Origin of the sequence: Paenibacillus sp. GCM10027628 (assembly GCF_042676385.1) — a bacterium.
Lineage (GTDB): Bacteria > Bacillota > Bacilli > Paenibacillales > NBRC-103111 > Paenibacillus_E.
In genome coordinates this window covers 28,649-47,178 of sequence record NZ_JBHTHA010000001.1, presented here as the reverse complement: position 1 = coordinate 47,178, position 18,530 = coordinate 28,649, and the positions used below count along the sequence as shown (strand labels likewise).

Here is an 18,530-nt window from a genome sequence, read left to right as displayed (position 1 = left end):
TCTATCCAAGCGATAGGCTTTTTTTATTAAATTTGAAACAAAACACCGTCTGGTGCGTTTTACATATGTATAGTTGGAATGATGAAGGAGGCAAGACCATGAATATCGTTTTAATGGAAAAGATGGCTGACGGACAATTGCGGAAAATTAGTGAACGTCCGTGGGATGAGAAGCTTATAATGGCACTTGATGCAGCTAACTATGTACTCGTGGGCGGGAATGAATATGAAATGATCGAAGGAAGACTGAATTTGGACGAAAACGTTTTTGAATTGCTCCTCATTACCGCCGGAGGTCACGGGGGAGGGAGCGGACATTGAAACGACCGCTAAAAGTCTTATCGGCTTCACTCGGGATCATCATAGCAAGCCAACTTTTACTAATTCCTCTTGGTTTTGCTGAGAACACGAGCCCGAGCAGTTCGCCGTCTGCAGGTGTTCCAAAGCTGGTTGAATGGTCATCAGAAGAGGTGAAAACATATTTCAATCCTGAAGTTGATTGGAGCCTGCCGATTCAAGCTGCAGAAAAAGAAGGGATGGCATCGCCATCCCCTTCACAGACACCGACATCAGGAACTAGCTCAGTTAGTACCGGAGGGGGCACTGCACCCATAATCGTAAATCACGGATATGGCGGTGGATTCGGCTGGGATGATTTGCTCTTATATCATCTAATTTTTAATTCAGGAAGTCCTTATTCTTCGAGCAGTTGGGTGAGCAGTCATCCCTCTTATCAATATCGATCCAACACACCTTATGTCACCAAAACGTATCAAGGGACTTCATTTTCCAATCGATCCGTGACAAAGTCTCCGACTACATCAAGCGGTACGGGCAGCTTTACTACCAACAAATCGTCTGCGAGCACAACAACAGGCACTTCAAGAAGTTCTTCAAGCAGCAGTTCAAGTATAAGCTCCGGTTCCAGCTCCAGCTCAAAATCCACTTCAACTTCGAGCGGGAGTATTGGCGGCAAGTCGAGCGGATTCAGCTCCTCTTCCAGCTCCAGTTCGGGTGGTTAAATCATGGTGTATGAGGTCATTGGAATACCTTCAAAGAACCGAGAGGAACGTGTTCGGCAATTAACCGAGCTCGGATTCACATGGGCGGATCTGGGCGATGAGTCCTATTGGATTGACCAGCTTGTTGTTATGGAACAAGCGACTTATGATGAATTGCAGGCTGCCGCGGCCATGTTGTGGACGATTTTTGATAAAGCCGCGCGCTTCGTGCAGGGACGCAGAGATGTCTATGCACAGTTATCGATTCCCGAAGTGCTCTGGGATGGGCTCGATCGATTGGAGATGAATGCTCCCGGATTCATCAGCAGGTATGCGCGGTTTGATTTTGCCGTGAATCAAGAAGGTAGTATCAAAATGCTGGAGCTGAACGCAGATACGCCGACAGGTTATGTGGAGGCATCAATCGCGACGCCATGGCTCTGTGAACAGTTTGATGTGGAATCTCCGAACCGTGCAATGAAGGAAAGGATACGCCGTGCATGGGAAGTAGAAGCGCCGGATTATGCAGCATGCACCGCATATGGCAGGCATGCCGAAGATACGGGCACCATAGACGCATTGGTTGCGCATAGCGAAAGAGACATTACCTGCATAGATTGCCTCGATTTATGGATAGACGAAGGCGTTGTACGGGTCGGCGAGCAAAGAACGATTAAAAGGATGTTCGCCTTATATCCGAAAGAATGGATGGGAATCGATGACGGAGGCGAAGCGTTCGCCTATTCGATTGAAGAGGGTTATGTGGAGTTATTTAATCCGCTCCATGCGGTTATTTTGCAATCAAAGGGCCTGCAAGCAATCATTTGGAATTTACATGAGAGATTTAGTAGCTTTTTTACAATTGAAGAGCATCATGCAATAGAGCGCTACATGCTCCCTACCTACTATACGCCTGTCCTGGAACGGGATTATGTTTCTAAGTCCATGTTCGGTAGAGAGGGTGGCTCCGTTGAGCTTTATAACGAAAAGGGTGAACTTGAAGTAAAGGACGAGGCTGGTTTTGATACGAGTGTATTTTTCAATCGAATCTTTCAGCAACGAGCCGATTTGCCTAAGCTTCAATTTGCGAATGGAGAGATGCATTTCTTAACCGGTCTTTTCGTCTTGAACGGGGAGCCATGCGGCTTATTAGGGCGAGCAGGCGGGATCATTACAGGGAATTCTAGCCATTTTGTGGCGATAGGAGTGAAATCATCTTGAAACAAGAACGTTTTTGGCTAATGGCAGCCGGTTTTGTCATCGTGATCGGTATCATTTGGGCCATTAGCAGTGCAGCGGATAAGAAGCCGGCGGTTATATCGGGGAACTCGGCAGTAAACAGCAGTGGCGGAACGGGTAGTTATTCGGGCAATGGAACCAATTTGACGACAATAAGTTCTGATTTAAGCAGCAGCGATGTTCCATGGGATTATCAGGTACAGGAAGCTAAAGTGGGTGATTTGCTGGACGGCGATATGATCCTGCTGCCTAATAACGAACGAATTTCAAATGATCAAAATTTTGCTACCGGTGACCAAGTTTGGGTCCTGAGCTATATGAACGCCACGATGAAAACGGACGGCCAAGGGAAGAACGATGTGACCCTCTCGCAATGGAAACCGATCAAAACGTTCAAAAACAAAGAGGACGCTGACAAAGATTTAGCGGAGTTGAAAACGGAAATTAAAACCGAAGTGAATTTGGTGGGTGTTTATAAAACGGAGTTGGATGGGAAATACCGATATTTTGCCGTAGCGGATTTGCCGACAGGGCAAAAAATTAAACAGCCGTTAGCGGAAGAGCGGTATGAGAAGTTCAAAGATAAGAAGCAGGTTCAGGTTGTCATCGAGGAAGTTCATGATTATAGCAATTATGATCAAACGATGGCGAAATTTCGGGGGTGGGCAGAGTGATTGTCGTGAATGTATTAATCAGCTTGTTAGTTATTGTATTGCTTCAATTCGCAGGTATGTACGTGTTTAGCTTAATGACGCCCTACCGGGATATGGAGGAAATCAATAACGGCAATGTAGCAGTCGGAATTACCATGGGAGGCAAATTTGTTGCTACTGCAATCGTGCTCGCCATTGCCGCGTATACGAATTCCTCCATTTGGCATATGAGTCTGTGGTTCGCTGTCGGTTATGTATGCTTAATCGCAGTGTACTGGGTTTTCGATTGGTTGACACCAGGCGTACGTCTCTCCGATCAATTAAAACAAGGTAATGTTGCTGTAGGTACTTTGTTAGCCGCTGTATACATTGGAATGGCCTTAACCATTGGCAGTTTGATTGTCTAAGCTTACATCGTAATGGCCGAAATCTCTACATTTTTGAGCTGGGATAAGTCTATGAAATCGTTTTTAATTTTAATGAGAGGCTTGAAGAAGTCAGAAGGATTGGTCATGATAATCGTACCGGTCCTTCCGTCGCTCAGCGATACTCTTTTGCCAATAAAGTTCGGGATCATATTGCGGATGAACACTTGCGTAATCTTTGGATCCAGTTGACCGAAGCTTAAAAGATGAAGCTCTTTAAGGACGAAAAGCAGATCGCGTTTTTGCTGGTAAACCCGGTTGGAAATCATTGCGCTGTATACATCCGCTACCGCAACAATGGTCGAATAGGAATGAATCTCGGTTTTGGTTCTCCGGAGAGGGTAGCCGCTGCCATCCAAACGCTCATGATGCTGAAGCGCGACAAGAGCAAGTGCGTTGTCCTGCAAAGAATCCCGTATGATTTCATAACCGTAAATGGTATGCTTCTTGACCTCGTTAAACTCATCGTTCGTGAGCTTTCCCGGTTTTTGCAGAATGCTCTGGTCCACTTTGCTTTTGCCGATATCGTGCAAGTATCCTGCTTGTCCAATGAGACGCGATTCCTTCTCGCTTTTGCCCATCCATTTGGCGATATAGTAAGAAAGCATGCCCACCTGTACGCTATGTTGGTAGGTGTAATCGTCATGACTGTTCAAGGAAAGGAGCATGGACACAACATCTTTTTCATCCTGAAAGTTTTGAATCAAAGGATTGAAAGCGGATTCAACATCGTTACCGGCAATGGTTTCACCTGCTGCCGTAGCTTTAAATAATTGTTTAATTCCGTCAATGGCAAGAAGGAAAGAATGAGCTTGTTCGGCGCTAACAGGATCGCGAACAGGCTCATCCGTGTCTGCAGCTTCATTTCCTCTAGGCATGACATCCACATATTCGATTTGATGACGATTAAGCATAATAATATCGTTGGCATCCACTACCGTACCGGATGATAAAAGATGAAGTCCTACAGAATTGTAGGTATCCGAAATAAGTCTATCACCGACTGCTAGCTGAAGAACATGTATGAGCATATGGAATCCTTTCCAAGTCCTATATATCGGAGTAGGTACATAGTTATAGTATCAGCTGATGGCAGGTATTGGCAATGAGCGTTCAGAACTAGTTTTGGAAGGTTACATCCCGATATATCGGCTGTACAGGCTTTTGGCCTGCGTTAAATCATCAGTCCCTTGAACGAGTACGCGGCCGTCCGGAAAGATGACGAGTTGAAGCTCAGAGCTTGCTTGAAATTTTAAAAGAAAGCGGTTCTTCTCCGTTGGTCCCAGCGGTTTCAAGCGTTCTTCCCAATCATCGAGCGACAATGCGGAGGTATGGACGGGATGAATTTGAACGGAATTGCGCCCGCACAGTGTCTGAATGGTATCGTTGTCCAATAAGGTATCCAAGTACTCGTAATGCTGCAATCCGCAAGCCGGACAATCTGCTTTCCGTGCACCCGCAACGCTGATCGCCGAGTTTTGATTAAACCATAAATCCCATTGCTGCATCTTGAGATTGAGATTTTTTTCCTCGCCGACGAGGATTTTAAGAGCTTCGGTCGCTTGAAATGAAGCCACAACGTGAATAATTCCGCCAATCACTCCAGCCGTATCGCAGGTTTCCGTCGTACCGGCTGCTGGCGCTTGCGTAAATAAACAACGCAGACACGGCGTTTGCCCGGGAATAATCGTTAATGAAACGCCTCTGGAAGCGACCGCACCGCCATAAATCCATGGTATGCCAAGTTTATTGCTGACATCATTAATCAGAAAACGGACAGAAAAATTATCGGTCCCATCAAGTATTAGATCTACTCCGCCAAGCAATTGCTCCGCGTTCGTCGGATTCAGATCGGTAACGTGCGAATCAATAGTCACGAGTGAATTAACAAGGCGAAGACGGTTGGCTGCAGCGACGGCTTTGGGTGTTGAGTTTGTGGCGTCGTCTTCATCGTAGAGCATTTGCCGTTGTAGATTGCTGGCTTCGACGAAGTCGCGATCAATCAAACGGACATAGCCGACGCCGGCGCGAACCATGTGGTTCGCCAATACGGTGCCTAGGGCTCCCATACCGACAATGGCAACTTTGCTCGCATTCAGCTTGCGCTGTCCTTCCACGCCGATGGGTGAAAAAAGGGTTTGCCTGGAATATCGAGGATCGACATCCCCATGCAGTTCTTGATCAACATGTAGTTCCATTCTCTCTCTCATCTCCATCCGATGTTACTTCGTCTCAGGTGCTTGAAGGGGATTCCAGGGCCCTGTTTGGCTGCCTTTCCACTCCGAGCCGTCCTCCCATATTTCTTTTTTCCAAATGGGAACTGTCTGTTTTAATCGTTCGATCGCATAGCGGCTGGCTTCGTAGCAGTCGGCACGGTGAGGTGAGGATACGGCAATAACGACGCTCGCTTCCGCTATCGCGACAGGACCTAATCGATGGGTAATGGCACAAAGCGTACCAGGCCATCTCTGATCGATTTCTTCGCCGATGGCTGCCATTGTTTTTAGCGCCATGGGCACGTAAGCTTCGTATTCAAGCAGGACGGTGCGTTGTCCAAACGTCATTTCTCTCGTTGTTCCAATGAAAGCAAGTGAAGCGCCGTGATTGGGATGGTTGACTTTGGATGTAACCACGGTAACATCGATCTTGTCGTATGTGATCTCATAATTGGATGGCTGTCCGCCCGATACAGGAGGAATAAGCGCAAGTTCGTCATTTTCCGTGACGACTTCTTCATCGTGCGCGTAAGCTTGGTTTTTAGCGACAAAACAAGGCTGAAGCTGAGCTGAAACGTGGGGATACCGTTCACTTATTAACAGTTTCAGTTGTTCAACAGTAATAGAATCTTGCTCTATGTTAAAAGAGAGGACTGAAGTCTCGAGCAGGTCCACGAGTCCTGCAAATAATTGGATATGTAATCTCATGGCTAAGCCCCTGTCTGTTTGTAAGTTGGAATCCCCTTCAGCATATCATATTTCGGCAGGAAGATGGTATAATGGGGGAAGCGTTTTTGAAGAGAAGAAAGGGGATTCGAGGGGCATGAATACTGGCATCCACATTCAAGTGTCAGACCCGCATATAACGAACGAGGCATTTACCGTAACCAGTATGGTTGCAGTTGCCAAACAACTGTTACCGTTAGAAGAACGTGTGCCGGACGTACAAGGCAAAGCCTTTGATTTGAAGAATTGGTATTCAAGCTGGAAGCAGCAGCATAACGCCGAGGATGCACCCGAACCGACGCACGTCAGAGTAGAGGCTATTGACGAGTTTCAAGCAACACTGCCTTGGTCTCAGGTCGATCAAGCCTTATTTCTTTATGCCCAAGAGGGGAAGGAATTAAAGAAAGGCTATCCGATTCGGCTCTATGTGCCGGACGGCAGCAGCGAATGTCTGAATGTTAAAAGCGTCGTAAAAATGTGGTTCCTTCATGACAACAAACTTGGAAACGAAGCTACTTACGGGTTCAAAAACAAAGTATCGCTGGATGAGATGAAATTCAAGAAATGAGCGAGACCTTTGCTGCATAAAAATAGACATGCATAGATATGCTTACGATGCAAGCTATCCTTACGGAAACCGCTTAGGAGGTGAAGGGGATGTCCGATGATCTGCAGCGCGTCGTCATTCTGCATACGAATGACATCCATAGTCATTTTGAACAAATGCCCAAAATCAGCGGCTATATCCATAGCGTTCGCGCTTCGCTGCCAGACGATCAGGTTCTGACGCTGGATATTGGCGATCATATGGATCGGATGCGTCCGGAAACGGAAGGCACGCGCGCGATTGCTAACTTGAGCATTATGAACGCAACCGGCTATGAAGCGATGGTCGTGGGCAATAATGAAGGGTTAACCTTTACTCCTGAAATGCTTCGTTCGGTTTTTCATGAACATGCGAAATTCCCTATTATTGGAAGTAATATTTATGAAATGTCCTCGGGGCAAACGCCGGACTGGATGCACCCCTGGCTGATCGTTGAAAAGGCAGGGCTGAAGATCGGTCTGATCGGTGTAACGGCTTCTTATCCCGATTACTATGAATTGCTGGGCTGGCATGTCACGGATCCGCTGGAAGCCGTTAACCAATATGCGCAGAAGCTTCGTCCTGATGTCGATGTGATCATCGTGATGTCACACCTTGGCTTACGCATGGACCAGCGTATGGCGGAGGAGGTGGACGGCATCGACCTCATTCTGGGCGGACATACGCATCATATACTGGAGGAGCCGCTCCTGCTCAACGGCACCTATATTTGCGCGGCCGGCAAGTTCGGACAATACGTCGGCCGCGTCGAGCTCGCGTACGACCCGGCGCAGCGCCGGGTCGCAGCGGTCACCGGCCGCGTCGTCCCGATGGCCGGCGCGCCTGAAGACAGCAGCGTCGCCCGGCTGCTGGAGCACTACCGCCAGTCCAGCGCGGCGGCGCTGGACACAGAGGTGGCGAGGCTGCGGCAGCCGCTGCGCCTCGATTGGTATGGCGAATCCCCGCTCGGCAACTTGCTTGCCGCAGGGATTCGCCGCTGGACCAGCGCCGAGATCGGGCTGGTCAACAGCGGCCAGCTCCTTCAGGGACTGAAGGAGGGCCGCCTGACACGGGGCAGATTACTCGAAATCTGCCCGGGACCGATCAACCCCTGCCGCCTGCGGCTTAGCGGGGCTCATCTGCGGAGAGCGCTCGAAGAGTCGCAGCTCGGCGAATTTATGGAGAAGCCGATCCGCGGGTTCGGCTTCCGGGGCGAGGTGCTGGGCGTACTGAACGTCGACGGCATCCGCGTCGAGGTGGACAGCTCCCGCCCGCCTTACGAACGCATCGTCGCCGTCACCGTAGGCGATGAGCCTTTGCTCCCCGACCGGGAGTATGTGGTCGGTACGATCGATATGTTTACCTTTGGATCCGGCTACATGTCCCTGGGGCAAGGAACGAACGTGGAATACATGCTGCCTGAATTTATTCGAGACGTACTGGCGGTACAGCTGCAGGATGAGGGAGCCATTCAAAACGCAAGCGAATTACGTTATATCGATGTAAATCTTGAAAATAATGATGAAAAGCGAACCTGAATGACGACCTTTGTCGAAGGTATTGTCAGATATACAGAGATACATGTAGAATAAATAATTGGACAGGAGTCAACCAAATAACTCTATTTATAGGGGGAGAACATGCATACTATTTTTGAAGCGGTCATTATCGGCATTGTGGAGGGGCTGACCGAGTTTTTACCGGTATCCTCGACAGGGCATATGATTTTGGCGCAAAGTTTGCTGAATACACAAAATGACGAAGTCATGAAAACTTTTGATTTTGTCATTCAGTTGGGTGCCATTATGGCGGTTGTCGTCATCTACTGGAAACGCATCTTATCGTTGTTTGGCCTCGTGAAACGGAAAAGCGAAAGCAGATCCGGCAAGAAACTCAACCTCCTGCATATTCTTATCGGTATTATTCCAGCAGGCGTCATTGGTGTGGCTTTTAATAAGTACGTGGACGAATATTTATTTAACTCCGTTACGGTAATAGCCGGGTTGGTACTCGGCGGGATCTTGATGATTATTGCGGAGAAGAAAAAAGAGCAACCGAGCGTTACGGTCATGGACGATTTGACCTATCGACAAGCATTCTATATCGGATTATGGCAGCTGGTATCCATCTGGCCGGGATTTTCCCGTTCGGGATCGACGATTGCCGGCGGTATGCTCTCAGGCGTAAGCCGCGCAGCTTCTGCGGATTTTACCTTTATCATGGCGATTCCGATTATGTTCGGCGCTTCCGGGATTTATTTCTTGAAAAACTACCATGCGCTATCCTCCCACGATTTTCCTTTTTTTGCAGTAGGCTTCATTGTAGCCTTTATCGTGGCGCTCCTTGCAGTAGTAACTTTCATTAAACTGGTACAACGATTGAAGCTAACCTATTTTGCCTACTACCGATTCGCAGTAGCTATCGTCTTTGCCTTATATATGCTGTTAAGCTAGCTATGAAAAACCTCGAACCGCGTCGAAAGATGCGGTTTTTTGTGTTGAACTTTTTTGTGAAATCTATTACATTTATAAAGAAAATACCTCACCTAAACGGGGGATACACCAAATGCGTTTGATGCCGATCAACATGTGTCAACCTGGAATGCGGCTGGCCAAAAATATATACAACGATGATGGTATGGTACTGCTCGCCGTTGACGTAGAACTCTCCCAAAGGCTGATCGATCGGCTTTTTAGTTATGGCGTTGATTACATATATATCGCAGATTCAAGAACGGACGATATTATTCAGGAGGATCCGATTCAGGACGAAACGCGTAACAGGGCAGTAATTGAAATCCGTAACACGTTTCGCAAAGTGATGGAGGATTCGAATAAACGCGGTGCCGTCGGTTATTACGATATCGGACGGAATTTCCGCGATGTCATGAAGATGATCATTGACGATCTTAGTGCCCATCAAGGGGCCATGGTGATGCTCAATAACATGAATAGCAAGGACAACTACTTGTTCCAGCATTCGGTCAATGTCAGTATATATGCGACAATGCTTGGAATAAGTTTCGGGTATAGCCGTGAAAATCTGGAAACGCTCGGTCTCGGAGCGCTTCTTCATGACATCGGGAAAACGAAGGTTCCACTAGGTATTTTACGGAAACCATCCCAACTGACGGAAGAAGAATTCCAAGAGATGAAACTACATACGACTTATGGTTTTCAAATTCTCAAGGATGAACCGAATATTCCGCTATTGTCGGCGCACTGTGCGCTTCAGCATCATGAAAGAATGAATGGAAGCGGGTATCCTCGCGGCATCCCCGGTTCGGAGATTAACGAATTCGCCCGTTGGATTGGGCTTGTAGACTCTTATGACGCTATGACAACAACTCGAGTATACCGGAGACCATTATTGCCTCATGAAGCGATGGAGCAATTATTTACGGGTTCAGGTACCATGTATGATCAAAGTCAGATCGCTTTGTTTCGGGATAAAATTGCCATCTATCCGCTTGGTATTACCGTTACGTTGAATACAGGAGAGTCAGGAATCGTATCCCAATTAAACATGGCTATCCCACAGCGGCCCGTAGTGCGTATTCTGCAAAATGAAGCAGGGGAAGAACTAAAAGAACCTTATGAAATTGATCTGTCAACGAAGCTCTCTGTGCTCATTTCCGAGGTAGGAGAAATCAAAGTGGGCGACGTTTTACCGGATTTAAGCATACCGATGTTGTTTTGAGACAAAATAATGGTAGCAAAAACGTAAGAACCTGGGAAACCAGGTTCTTTTTGTAGATGCAAACTTTAGGCGTGGCTGAAAAAAGGGGGATTCATGTGAGAGAAACTGCGGTCAAAGGGGGCTTCTGGCGTTGGGGATATGCCATGCATCGATTCCGGTGGCTTGTGCTTGCTATCGGCGTCATCTTACTCCTCAGCTTTGCGCTATTCGCTCAGAAAACGCCCGAGATGTTAAAAGATAACGGATTTACGCCGAAAGGCAGCGAATCCGACCGGGGTTTACTGCAGCTGCGCGATGAATTGGGCATGCCTTCAACCCTGCTCGATCTGGTTTACAAAAGCCAAGACCTCGATTTGACAACAGTGAAACAACAAGAAGCCATCATGAATTCACTGGCTGAATTGAAGAAATTGCCCTATGTAGATAGTGTCAGATTCGTTGCAACTACGCGCAACCAGGGGCATCAGGACGTCCAGGCCGTTGTTGTGGCTTTAAACTTAGATACAGACCCGGCACTTACAAAATACCCGGAAATCAAGGAACGCGTACATCCGCCGGAGGGGATGAAGGTGTATGTCAGCGGCGGACCGGCCATTTTGTATGATATGCAAGTGGCAAGCAAGCGGGATATCGCCAAATCCGAAGCGATCGGGCTGCCGATTGCGCTTGTCGTGCTTTTGATTGTGTTCGGTACTTTAGTTGCGGCGTTATTGCCGATGATCGTCGGACTGATGAGTGTTACACTTACGCTGGGAATCACCTATTTTATTGCGCAGCACCAGTCGTTGTCCAATTTTCTCCCCAACATGGTTACGATGTTGGGATTAGCTGTGGGCATCGATTATGCGTTATTTCTCGTCAGCCGTTTTCGTGAGGAGCTTAAGCGCCAGCCGAATGTGGCTGAAGCGGTAGCGATGACGTGTCAGACTGCGGGCAAGTCGATATTTTTCTCCGGGATTGCGGTTTTAATCGGTTTACTAGGCATGATGTTTGTGAATTTAACCTTTTTCCGATCGCTTTGTTTGGGCGGGGTCATCGTGGTAACGATTTCAGTTATCGTTGCGAATACAATGCTGCTCTCACTCTTGGGAATATTGGGAACCCGTATCAATTCTTTGCAAGTTGTTCCCCGGCGTTTCCGTAATAAGGAAGGCTCTCGCTTCTGGGAACGAATGGCTTACGGCGTAATGAAACGCCCGCTTGTTCTGGTTATTGTCGTAGGCGGAGTGCTATTGCTGGTCATGATGCCCGTTCGCCATATGAAACTAAGTGTGCCAAATGCAGAAGTTCTGCCTCCGGCCTACGAATCCAGATACGGTTCGGATCTAATGAAACAGGCCTACGATGCAAGAATGTCAGGGCCGATTCAAATCGTTATCCATACGAATTCAGAGGTTTGGGAGGAGCAAGCCATCCGTCAGGTACGTGCTTACGGTGAACGGGTTGCCGGCGTGGCAGGCGTTAAAGAGGTGCAGAGCTATGTTCGTTCGTTAGGCGGTCATTCCGATGCTGAGCTTGCTGCGATACTGAAGAATCCTCAAGGACGAGCTCCAATCGAAGCCGGCAAGTTGGCCAAAGATCATACGGCGCTTATGGTCGTCATACCGGAGAAAGATCCGGATGATCCGGTTACGGATGAATTGGTCCGGACACTTCGCAGCTTGGATCGTGAAGGCTTGGACATCTCTGTCACTGGAGGCCCGGCGTATCGACTCGACATCATCGATCGCATTCAGAATCAAATCCCGCAAGTGCTGACATTTGTTCTGGGCATTACGTATATCGTGTTGCTTATTGCCTTTCGATCCATCTTGCTTCCGCTCAAGGCTGTGCTCATGAATATGCTCAGTTTGGGAGCAAGTCTGGGGCTTGTTGTTCTGGTCTTCCAGTACGGTCATTTGGCCGATACCTTGCACATTACTTCTATTGGTTATGTGAGCGCTACGCTGCCTGTCATTATTTTTTGCGTAGTGTTCGGAATTTCAATGGATTATGAAGTATTTCTGATCTCCCGGATCATGGAAGAATACGAAGCAAGCGGAGATAACGATCGAAGCACAGCGGAAGGACTCAAGAAAACAGGCAGCTTAATCACGAGCGCGGCGTTTATTTTGGTTGTGGTCGTCGGGTCTTTCATTTTCACGGATATTGAAATTATGAAGGCGCTTGGTCTCGGACTCGGACTTGCTGTTCTGATTGATGCGACCGTTATTCGCGTTATGCTTGTACCGGCTCTGATGAAGCTGCTGGGAGAGGCCAACTGGTGGGCGCCGCGATGGCTGCGGCAGCGACCTGAAACGCGGCCCGATTCCCGTTAAGGAAAGTCGAAGCGGAGGGTGGAATGCCGGAAACACTGTATTCTACCTTTGGGGCTGGTTTCCTTTTTTACTAATCATAAGTTACAATATAGGGCATAGGTATAGGCATGAATAGAAGATAGGTCAGGTGTGAACAGCATGAAAATGAATGAAACTCGCTCCGTTTTGCCGGAGCTATCTCCCCAGTATGATCCTTGGGATCCGATCAGGTCCTATCGAAAGTACGGGAAACATGTATTAACAAGCGTAGAACTTACGATTACGAATCTTTGCAATATGCGGTGCGAACACTGTGCGGTGGGCGACTCCTTAACGATGACGGAAGGGCCGAGACTGCCGCTTGATCTGATTTTGCGCAAACTTGATCAAGTCGAACATTTGGAGACCCTCAGTTTAACCGGCGGCGAACCGTCTTATCATCTGAAGACTGTACAAGACTATATGCTGCCGATTCTAAAATATGCGCGGGAACGCGGCGTCCGAACGCAGATCAACTCTAATTTGACGCTGGATTTGGCGAGATACGAGCTGCTTGCTCCTTACCTGGACGTCATGCATATCTCATTTAATTATTTAAATGCGGACGATTTCCATCAAGTCGGTTTCGTCAATAGCCATCATCCGGTTAGTTACGACACCGCGGCCCGCATGTACGAGCGAATGATAGAGAATACGATCGCCCTTAGTAAAGGCGGCTTATACATATCTGCGGAGTCTATGATTAATACGAGAACCTATGAAAAATTAACCGGCATACATAAATTAATCCAAGAAATGGGCTGTATGCGTCATGAGGTCCATCCGATGTATGCCAGCTCGTTCGCTTCACATCTGCCGATGGTTACACTCCCTCAGCTTCGGGACAGTATTCACCGTTTGCTGGATAGCCGGAACAAGGACATGTGGATGCTGTTCGGTACGCTTCCGTTCTTCGCCTGCAACGAGGACCAAGAAGATCGTGATCTTGTTAGAAGGCTTCGTATGGAACCAAATGTGACGGTTCGCAATGATCCGGATGGACGAAACCGCTTGAATATCAGTTCGTTCACCGGAGACGTGTATGTGACGGATTTTGCGAATGAACCGCCTCTTGGTAATGTGCATCAGGATGATCTTGATACGATTTTTGCCCGATGGGAAAACAATCCGCTGAACTTACGCGTAAATTGCTTCTGCAGTGAAGCCGCATGCTGCGGACCAAACCTCCTTGTAGCGGATTCGTATTATAGAACAGTTGATTTCAAAAGCCGTAAAGCTATCATTTAATCCTTATTATTGAAGGAGACTTACGCAATTGCATACTACATTTGATCTCGGTTCCATCGTGCTTAACCTGATATTGGTCATTGTGTTGGTACTGCTGAACGGTTTCTTCGTCGCTGCCGAATTCGCGCTTGTGAAAGTGCGGCAATCCCGCATTCAACAGCTTCTGAACGAAGGCAGCGTTAAAGCGAAATACGCAATGACCGTTACGTCTCAATTGGATACATATTTATCCTCTACTCAGCTTGGCATTACACTTGCCTCTCTGGGTCTAGGTTGGGTCGGAGAGCCGGCTGTTTCAGAACTGATCATCCAGCCGCTGCTGCATACGCTGCACATTGAGCCTTCCGTATTTACCGATACGCTATCCTTTATCGTATCGTTCGGCTTTATTACTTTCATGCACATCGTATTGGGAGAATTGGCACCGAAGTCATTCGCGATTCAAAAAGCCGAATTAACCTCTCTATGGCTCTCGGCGCCTCTGCTTTTCTTCTATAAAATATTTCGTCCGATCATCTGGCTGCTGAACGGTGCGGCTAACACATTCTTGCGCTGGATCGGCGTTGAGCCGGCAAGTGAGCATGAAGCTGCACATACGGAGGAAGAAATTCGCATTCTGATGGACGAGAGCGTGAAAAGCGGTCACATCGATCAGGATGAGATGGTTCTTTTTGATAATATTTTCGAGTTTTCAGAACGGATTGCCCGCGAAGTGATGCTGCCCCGTACCGATATGGATTGCTTGTTTCTGGACTTGAGTTTTATTGACAATTTGCGAATGGTGCATGAAACGAAACATACCCGTTACCCGGTCGGCGTGGAAGATAAGGATAACATCGTCGGCTTTGTGCATATTGCCGATTTGCTGACGGCGGATCCGGATGAAGAACAGGATCTTCAGACGTTTATTCGCCCGATCCTGAACGTTCCCGAGTCCATGGAAGTCAGCCGTGTCCTGAAGCTTATGCAGAAAAAGCATTCTCAACTGGCTATCGTCATCGACGAATATGGCGGAACTGCGGGACTTCTGACGCTTGAGGATATTTTGGAGGAGATTGTCGGGGAGCTGCACGATGAATTTGATATCGATGAGCGACCGGGCGTTGAGGTGAAGGACAAATATACATCCGTTGACGGGCGTGTACTCATCGAAGATTTGAACGATCTGCTGGATTTGGACATTGAAGACGATGATGTGGATTCGATCGGCGGCTGGTTGTTTAAGAAGCTGGAAGGTGCGCCGATAAAGGGGAAAAAGGTAGAGTTCGGTTCCCATATTTTCGAAGTTTCCGAAGTGGATAGACTGCGTATTTTGCGCATACATATTACAAAAAACACCGCGGTGAAGCCTGAAAACGAATAAGCGAAGGAGTTCCCATCCATGTCTTTGAAGACCGTTGTGATCATGGTTTTTGGACTGCTGCTTTTGTATGAACTGTTTACCGTAGGGCTCCCCTTCTCTTTGGCCTTGGTCATGGCTATATTCCTTGATCCGATTACAGTACTCCTTATGCGAGGGATTAGAGTAAATCGAATGACCGCGGCTACGGTTGTAAGTACCCTTTTTACACTGCTGACCCTTACACTGTTCTATTTTATCGGATTGAACGTCGTCACGGAATTGATTGATCTGGGACGCAAAGCGCCGAACTACATGGAAGAAGTGAATAAGTATGTCGATCAGGCCGTGACGCGTACGCAAGGATTTTATGAATCTTTGCCACCGGAAATGGCGCCACAGGTTCAAACCTGGCTGGAGCACGGTACCGCTACCTTAACGGGAGCGCTGACAGATGTGTTTAGCGGCATTTCCGGATTTTTCATTAATGTAGCGGGTAAAATTCCGAATATGTTCATCTGGCTGATCGTTTTCGTTATCGCTCTTTATTTGTTCATGTTCAGCTTGCCGAAGCTGAAAGTTGCATTCCTTTCAATGTTCGAGGAGCAATCCAAAGGAAAGATGGAGAATGTGCTTGTGAACCTGAGGGGAGCGATTTTCGGATTTATCCGTGCGCAGCTTATCATGGCGGTTTTGACCTATTTGGTTACGTTCATCGGTTTATTGGTTTTGCGGGCCGAGTACCCGCTTGCCATTTCATTGCTGGTCATGGTGATGGAGTTTGTGCCTATTGTCGGTACCGGACTCGTCTTCATCCCCTGGTTCACCTATCAACTGCTAGTCGGTCATACGGCATTAGGGATCGGCTTGCTGGTGTTGTTTCTCGTTTTAACGATTTTCCGGCGTATCGTTGAGCCTAAAGTGCTCAGCGACGCTGTGGGGATCAATGCATTAGCGGCTTTAATCAGCTTATATGTAGGCTTCGAACTGATGGGGCTCATGGGCTTGTTCTTAGGGCCACTTGTTGTCATTATTTATCAAGCGATGCGTAAAGCCGGTTTGCTCAAGCTTAGTATTAAGATGGATTGACCGAAAGTACGGAGATTAGGGTGTGGAAGTAAATGACGAAGCTGATCTTATTTGATCTGGACGATACATTATTTGATTTCTCAACCACTTGGAACGTTGTATTGAAACGAATGTTTGCCGAACATCCGGTGACCGGACGTTATGAGAATGAAGCTTTCTTTACGGCCTTCCAAAAGAAAAGCGATGAGCTTTACTACCTGTATGAGCAAAGAATTTGCTCGGTTGAAGCTTATCGCAATCGAAGGCTGATCGAGACATTGGCCGATCACCGTCATATCATGACGGAAGAGGAAGCCAAGGCTTTCAATCTGGATTTCGTTCGTCAATACGTTGAGAGCCTTCAACCCGATCCCGCTGTCATTGAGTTATTGCATAGGTTGAAGGGGCGATATCAGATCGGAATTATAACGAATGGTCCTCACGATATGCAAGGCGGGAAAATAGAGCGTCTTGGGCTAAAAGAGCTGTTCCCATCCGAACAAGTTTGGATCTCAAATGTGGTGGGGATGGCAAAGCCCGATCCGCGCATTTATCAGTTGGCGCTTGATCATTTCAAGGTCAAGGCCGAAGAAACCATTTTCGTCGGGGATTCCTGGGAAGCGGATGTCGCTGGGCCGATCCGAGTCGGTATGCAGGCAGTATGGCTGAATAAATACGGCAAAACGCCAAAGGCTGATATCCAGCCGCTCGCTATCGTTACAAAGCTTCATGAACTGATTGATATCCTACAATGATTGGGAAAGACCGCTCTCCCTAGATCCGTTCAGGGAGTTGGCGGTCTTTGTTTGTTGTATGAAATTCAATCAATTTCACCATTGGCGAAGCGCGATGATAAAAGATGCCAAGGCCCCGAGAGAAGCAATAGTCCGAACATGATTCCAAGCTACCCAACTGGAAAGATAATGAGTCCACAGATTAGCTCCCTCGGAACTGCCCGGGGACACAGCGGCTAAGGCGTCATTGAGCGGTACATTAAAGATGATCGTTACGAGAAAAGAGCCGACGAAATAGAGTAAGCTGCCGGCAAGCAGATATATCGCGCTAACGGTGCCAAATTTAAAGAATGAGGCGATCCCCAGAATGACGCAAGCCAAGGCTGTTCCCATGAATACCAAACTAAACAAAGGGTTGAGCACCGTAATATTGATGGACTGCATGGCAGCAATGCCTTGGTCCACCGGCAGGCGAGCGAGGGCTTGCATTACGAAATTCGAAAAGGCAAAAAACAATCCAGCGACCAAACCGGAGCCCAGCGCTGAAGCAAACGTCAAACCAAAGAGCACATTACCCATGAATTTATACCTCCCATTAAATGAATTATCATTCGATTTTTTCCAATTGGTTGCTCACCTCATATAACTGAAGCGATAGGTCGTCACTTTCTTCACCCAAAATAGCATTGTAACGTCGTCTGAGATTATTCCAACACTCGTTAATTACTTCTTCCATTGCTTTGCCTCTATCCGTTGCGTATATAAGCGATAATCGGCCCTCCACACGGTTATACAGTAAATTTTTGGCGACTAGCTTTTCAATAAGTCTTGTCACTGTTGAGGGTTGGAGATGAAGAATTCGACCCAGTTCTTTCTGTGAAATCCCCTCTTTTTCGTACACGGCCATCAATAAAAAAGCAAAGGTTGGGGACATTCCGCTTACCGCAAATTCGTCTTCCGCGAGCTTGGTAATAACCCTGCTAAGGCGATTTGCCGTGAAGTATAGACACTCTTTTAGATAGATATCCAGCAATGTTAACACCCCATTTCCCATTATAATTCAAAAAGTTGTTTGCACATACAAATATAATTGTTTTTCCTTATTTTGTAAAGTGCTTTTTTCGTGATTGTCCAAAAGCCGAATGCTGAATGCAGACAGATCAGGATCCATGCTGGAGGCAAAACAGCAACAAAGGCTTCTCTATTCAGCATAATAATCTCGAACAAGTACTTACGCTGCCCGTTCTTACGGCGATCACGC

The 18,530-nt window shown here is 47.5% G+C and carries 19 protein-coding genes; 14 read left to right on the top strand and 5 right to left on the bottom strand.

Annotated features, from left to right (window positions below; all coding sequences use genetic code 11):
• The first annotated feature begins 98 nt into the window (after positions 1–98).
• The 5 genes from ACFQZT_RS00255 to ACFQZT_RS00235 are packed head-to-tail and all read left to right on the top strand — an operon-like array spanning position 99 to position 3,299.
• The gene (locus ACFQZT_RS00255) at positions 99–320 is read left to right on the top strand and encodes a hypothetical protein (protein ID WP_379295372.1); all 222 of its coding nucleotides are present in this window, start codon (positions 99–101) and stop codon (positions 318–320) included.
• Positions 317–1,021 carry a hypothetical protein gene (locus tag ACFQZT_RS00250; protein ID WP_379295370.1) on the top strand — a complete coding sequence of 235 codons (705 nt, stop codon included), beginning with the start codon at positions 317–319 and terminating at the stop codon, positions 1,019–1,021. The genes ACFQZT_RS00255 and ACFQZT_RS00250 overlap by 4 nt, the downstream gene beginning before the upstream one ends.
• Before the next feature lie 3 nt (positions 1,022–1,024).
• Positions 1,025–2,221 (top strand): glutathionylspermidine synthase family protein, encoded by a 1,197-nt coding sequence (locus ACFQZT_RS00245; RefSeq protein ID WP_379295368.1) that lies wholly within the window; start codon positions 1,025–1,027, stop codon positions 2,219–2,221.
• The gene (locus ACFQZT_RS00240) at positions 2,218–2,913 is read left to right on the top strand and encodes a signal peptide protein (protein WP_379295366.1); all 696 of its coding nucleotides are present in this window, start codon (positions 2,218–2,220) and stop codon (positions 2,911–2,913) included. Before ACFQZT_RS00245 ends, ACFQZT_RS00240 begins: the two co-directional genes overlap by 4 nt.
• Entirely contained in the window at positions 2,910–3,299 is a 390-nt protein-coding gene (locus ACFQZT_RS00235; protein ID WP_379295364.1) for a DUF350 domain-containing protein, read from the top strand. Before ACFQZT_RS00240 ends, ACFQZT_RS00235 begins: the two co-directional genes overlap by 4 nt.
• A gap of 2 nt (positions 3,300–3,301) precedes the next feature.
• On the opposite strand, the gene ACFQZT_RS00230 is transcribed toward ACFQZT_RS00235, so the two are convergent.
• The 3 genes from ACFQZT_RS00230 to ACFQZT_RS00220 all read right to left on the bottom strand — a co-directional run bounded on the left by ACFQZT_RS00230 (position 3,302) and on the right by ACFQZT_RS00220 (position 6,241).
• Positions 3,302–4,348: an HD-GYP domain-containing protein gene (locus tag ACFQZT_RS00230; RefSeq protein ID WP_379295362.1), complete on the bottom strand. Its 1,047-nt coding sequence runs from the start codon at positions 4,346–4,348 to the stop codon at positions 3,302–3,304.
• Positions 4,349–4,450: 102 nt separating this feature from the next.
• Positions 4,451–5,515, bottom strand: a complete 1,065-nt coding sequence (locus ACFQZT_RS00225) for a ThiF family adenylyltransferase (RefSeq protein ID WP_379295360.1) — start codon at positions 5,513–5,515, stop codon at positions 4,451–4,453.
• Positions 5,516–5,539: 24 nt separating this feature from the next.
• A complete protein-coding gene (locus ACFQZT_RS00220) occupies positions 5,540–6,241 on the bottom strand; it encodes a molybdenum cofactor biosynthesis protein (protein WP_379295358.1) in 702 nt (233 codons plus the stop codon).
• A gap of 115 nt (positions 6,242–6,356) precedes the next feature.
• Here ACFQZT_RS00220 and ACFQZT_RS00215 point away from each other — a divergent pair, with 115 nt between their 5' ends.
• From ACFQZT_RS00215 to ACFQZT_RS00175, 9 genes are all read left to right on the top strand, one after another.
• A complete protein-coding gene (locus ACFQZT_RS00215) occupies positions 6,357–6,827 on the top strand; it encodes a molybdopterin-dependent oxidoreductase (RefSeq protein ID WP_379295356.1) in 471 nt (156 codons plus the stop codon).
• Between the two features lie 89 nt (positions 6,828–6,916).
• Complete coding sequence (locus tag ACFQZT_RS00210) at positions 6,917–8,383, top strand: bifunctional metallophosphatase/5'-nucleotidase (protein ID WP_379295354.1); 1,467 nt, start codon at positions 6,917–6,919, stop codon at positions 8,381–8,383.
• A 102-nt stretch (positions 8,384–8,485) separates the two neighbouring features.
• Positions 8,486–9,298, top strand: coding sequence for an undecaprenyl-diphosphate phosphatase (locus ACFQZT_RS00205; RefSeq protein WP_379295352.1), 813 nt, complete (start codon positions 8,486–8,488; stop codon positions 9,296–9,298).
• A 112-nt stretch (positions 9,299–9,410) separates the two neighbouring features.
• On the top strand, positions 9,411–10,544 hold the full coding sequence (locus ACFQZT_RS00200; RefSeq protein ID WP_379295350.1) for an HD-GYP domain-containing protein: 1,134 nt from the start codon (positions 9,411–9,413) through the stop codon (positions 10,542–10,544).
• Between the two features lie 95 nt (positions 10,545–10,639).
• Complete coding sequence (locus tag ACFQZT_RS00195; RefSeq protein ID WP_379295348.1) at positions 10,640–12,862, top strand: MMPL family transporter; 2,223 nt, start codon at positions 10,640–10,642, stop codon at positions 12,860–12,862.
• A gap of 138 nt (positions 12,863–13,000) precedes the next feature.
• Complete coding sequence (gene yfkAB / locus ACFQZT_RS00190) at positions 13,001–14,128, top strand: radical SAM/CxCxxxxC motif protein YfkAB (RefSeq protein WP_379295346.1); 1,128 nt, start codon at positions 13,001–13,003, stop codon at positions 14,126–14,128.
• A gap of 28 nt (positions 14,129–14,156) precedes the next feature.
• On the top strand, positions 14,157–15,491 hold the full coding sequence (locus ACFQZT_RS00185; protein ID WP_379295344.1) for a hemolysin family protein: 1,335 nt from the start codon (positions 14,157–14,159) through the stop codon (positions 15,489–15,491).
• Positions 15,492–15,509: 18 nt separating this feature from the next.
• Positions 15,510–16,556, top strand: a complete 1,047-nt coding sequence (gene ytvI, locus ACFQZT_RS00180) for a sporulation integral membrane protein YtvI (RefSeq protein ID WP_379295342.1) — start codon at positions 15,510–15,512, stop codon at positions 16,554–16,556.
• 32 nt (positions 16,557–16,588) lie between these two features.
• Positions 16,589–17,290 carry an HAD family hydrolase gene (locus tag ACFQZT_RS00175; RefSeq protein ID WP_379295340.1) on the top strand — a complete coding sequence of 234 codons (702 nt, stop codon included), beginning with the start codon at positions 16,589–16,591 and terminating at the stop codon, positions 17,288–17,290.
• 75 nt (positions 17,291–17,365) lie between these two features.
• Here ACFQZT_RS00175 and ACFQZT_RS00170 read toward each other — a convergent pair whose 3' ends face one another.
• On the bottom strand, positions 17,366–17,848 hold the full coding sequence (locus ACFQZT_RS00170) for an anthrone oxygenase family protein (protein ID WP_379295338.1): 483 nt from the start codon (positions 17,846–17,848) through the stop codon (positions 17,366–17,368).
• Between the two features lie 28 nt (positions 17,849–17,876).
• Positions 17,877–18,311 (bottom strand): MarR family winged helix-turn-helix transcriptional regulator, encoded by a 435-nt coding sequence (locus ACFQZT_RS00165; RefSeq protein ID WP_379295336.1) that lies wholly within the window; start codon positions 18,309–18,311, stop codon positions 17,877–17,879.
• Positions 18,312–18,530: the final 219 nt, after the last annotated feature.

What these genes read in the sequence shown, in the direction of transcription:
- ACFQZT_RS00255 (WP_379295372.1), top strand. Translation starts at nt 99, where the DNA reads ATGAATATCGTTTTAATGGAAAAGATGGCTGACGGACAATTGCGGAAA.
- ACFQZT_RS00220 (WP_379295358.1), bottom strand. Translation starts at nt 6,241, where the DNA reads ATGAGATTACATATCCAATTATTTGCAGGACTCGTGGACCTGCTCGAG.
- ACFQZT_RS00230 (WP_379295362.1), bottom strand. Translation starts at nt 4,348, where the DNA reads ATGCTCATACATGTTCTTCAGCTAGCAGTCGGTGATAGACTTATTTCG.
- ACFQZT_RS00210 (WP_379295354.1), top strand. Translation starts at nt 6,917, where the DNA reads ATGTCCGATGATCTGCAGCGCGTCGTCATTCTGCATACGAATGACATC.
- ACFQZT_RS00170 (WP_379295338.1), bottom strand. Translation starts at nt 17,848, where the DNA reads ATGGGTAATGTGCTCTTTGGTTTGACGTTTGCTTCAGCGCTGGGCTCC.
- ACFQZT_RS00225 (WP_379295360.1), bottom strand. Translation starts at nt 5,515, where the DNA reads ATGGAACTACATGTTGATCAAGAACTGCATGGGGATGTCGATCCTCGA.
- ACFQZT_RS00245 (WP_379295368.1), top strand. Translation starts at nt 1,025, where the DNA reads ATGGTGTATGAGGTCATTGGAATACCTTCAAAGAACCGAGAGGAACGT.
- ACFQZT_RS00175 (WP_379295340.1), top strand. Translation starts at nt 16,589, where the DNA reads ATGACGAAGCTGATCTTATTTGATCTGGACGATACATTATTTGATTTC.
- ytvI (WP_379295342.1), top strand. Translation starts at nt 15,510, where the DNA reads ATGTCTTTGAAGACCGTTGTGATCATGGTTTTTGGACTGCTGCTTTTG.
- ACFQZT_RS00205 (WP_379295352.1), top strand. Translation starts at nt 8,486, where the DNA reads ATGCATACTATTTTTGAAGCGGTCATTATCGGCATTGTGGAGGGGCTG.
- ACFQZT_RS00200 (WP_379295350.1), top strand. Translation starts at nt 9,411, where the DNA reads ATGCGTTTGATGCCGATCAACATGTGTCAACCTGGAATGCGGCTGGCC.
- yfkAB (WP_379295346.1), top strand. Translation starts at nt 13,001, where the DNA reads ATGAAAATGAATGAAACTCGCTCCGTTTTGCCGGAGCTATCTCCCCAG.
- ACFQZT_RS00215 (WP_379295356.1), top strand. Translation starts at nt 6,357, where the DNA reads ATGAATACTGGCATCCACATTCAAGTGTCAGACCCGCATATAACGAAC.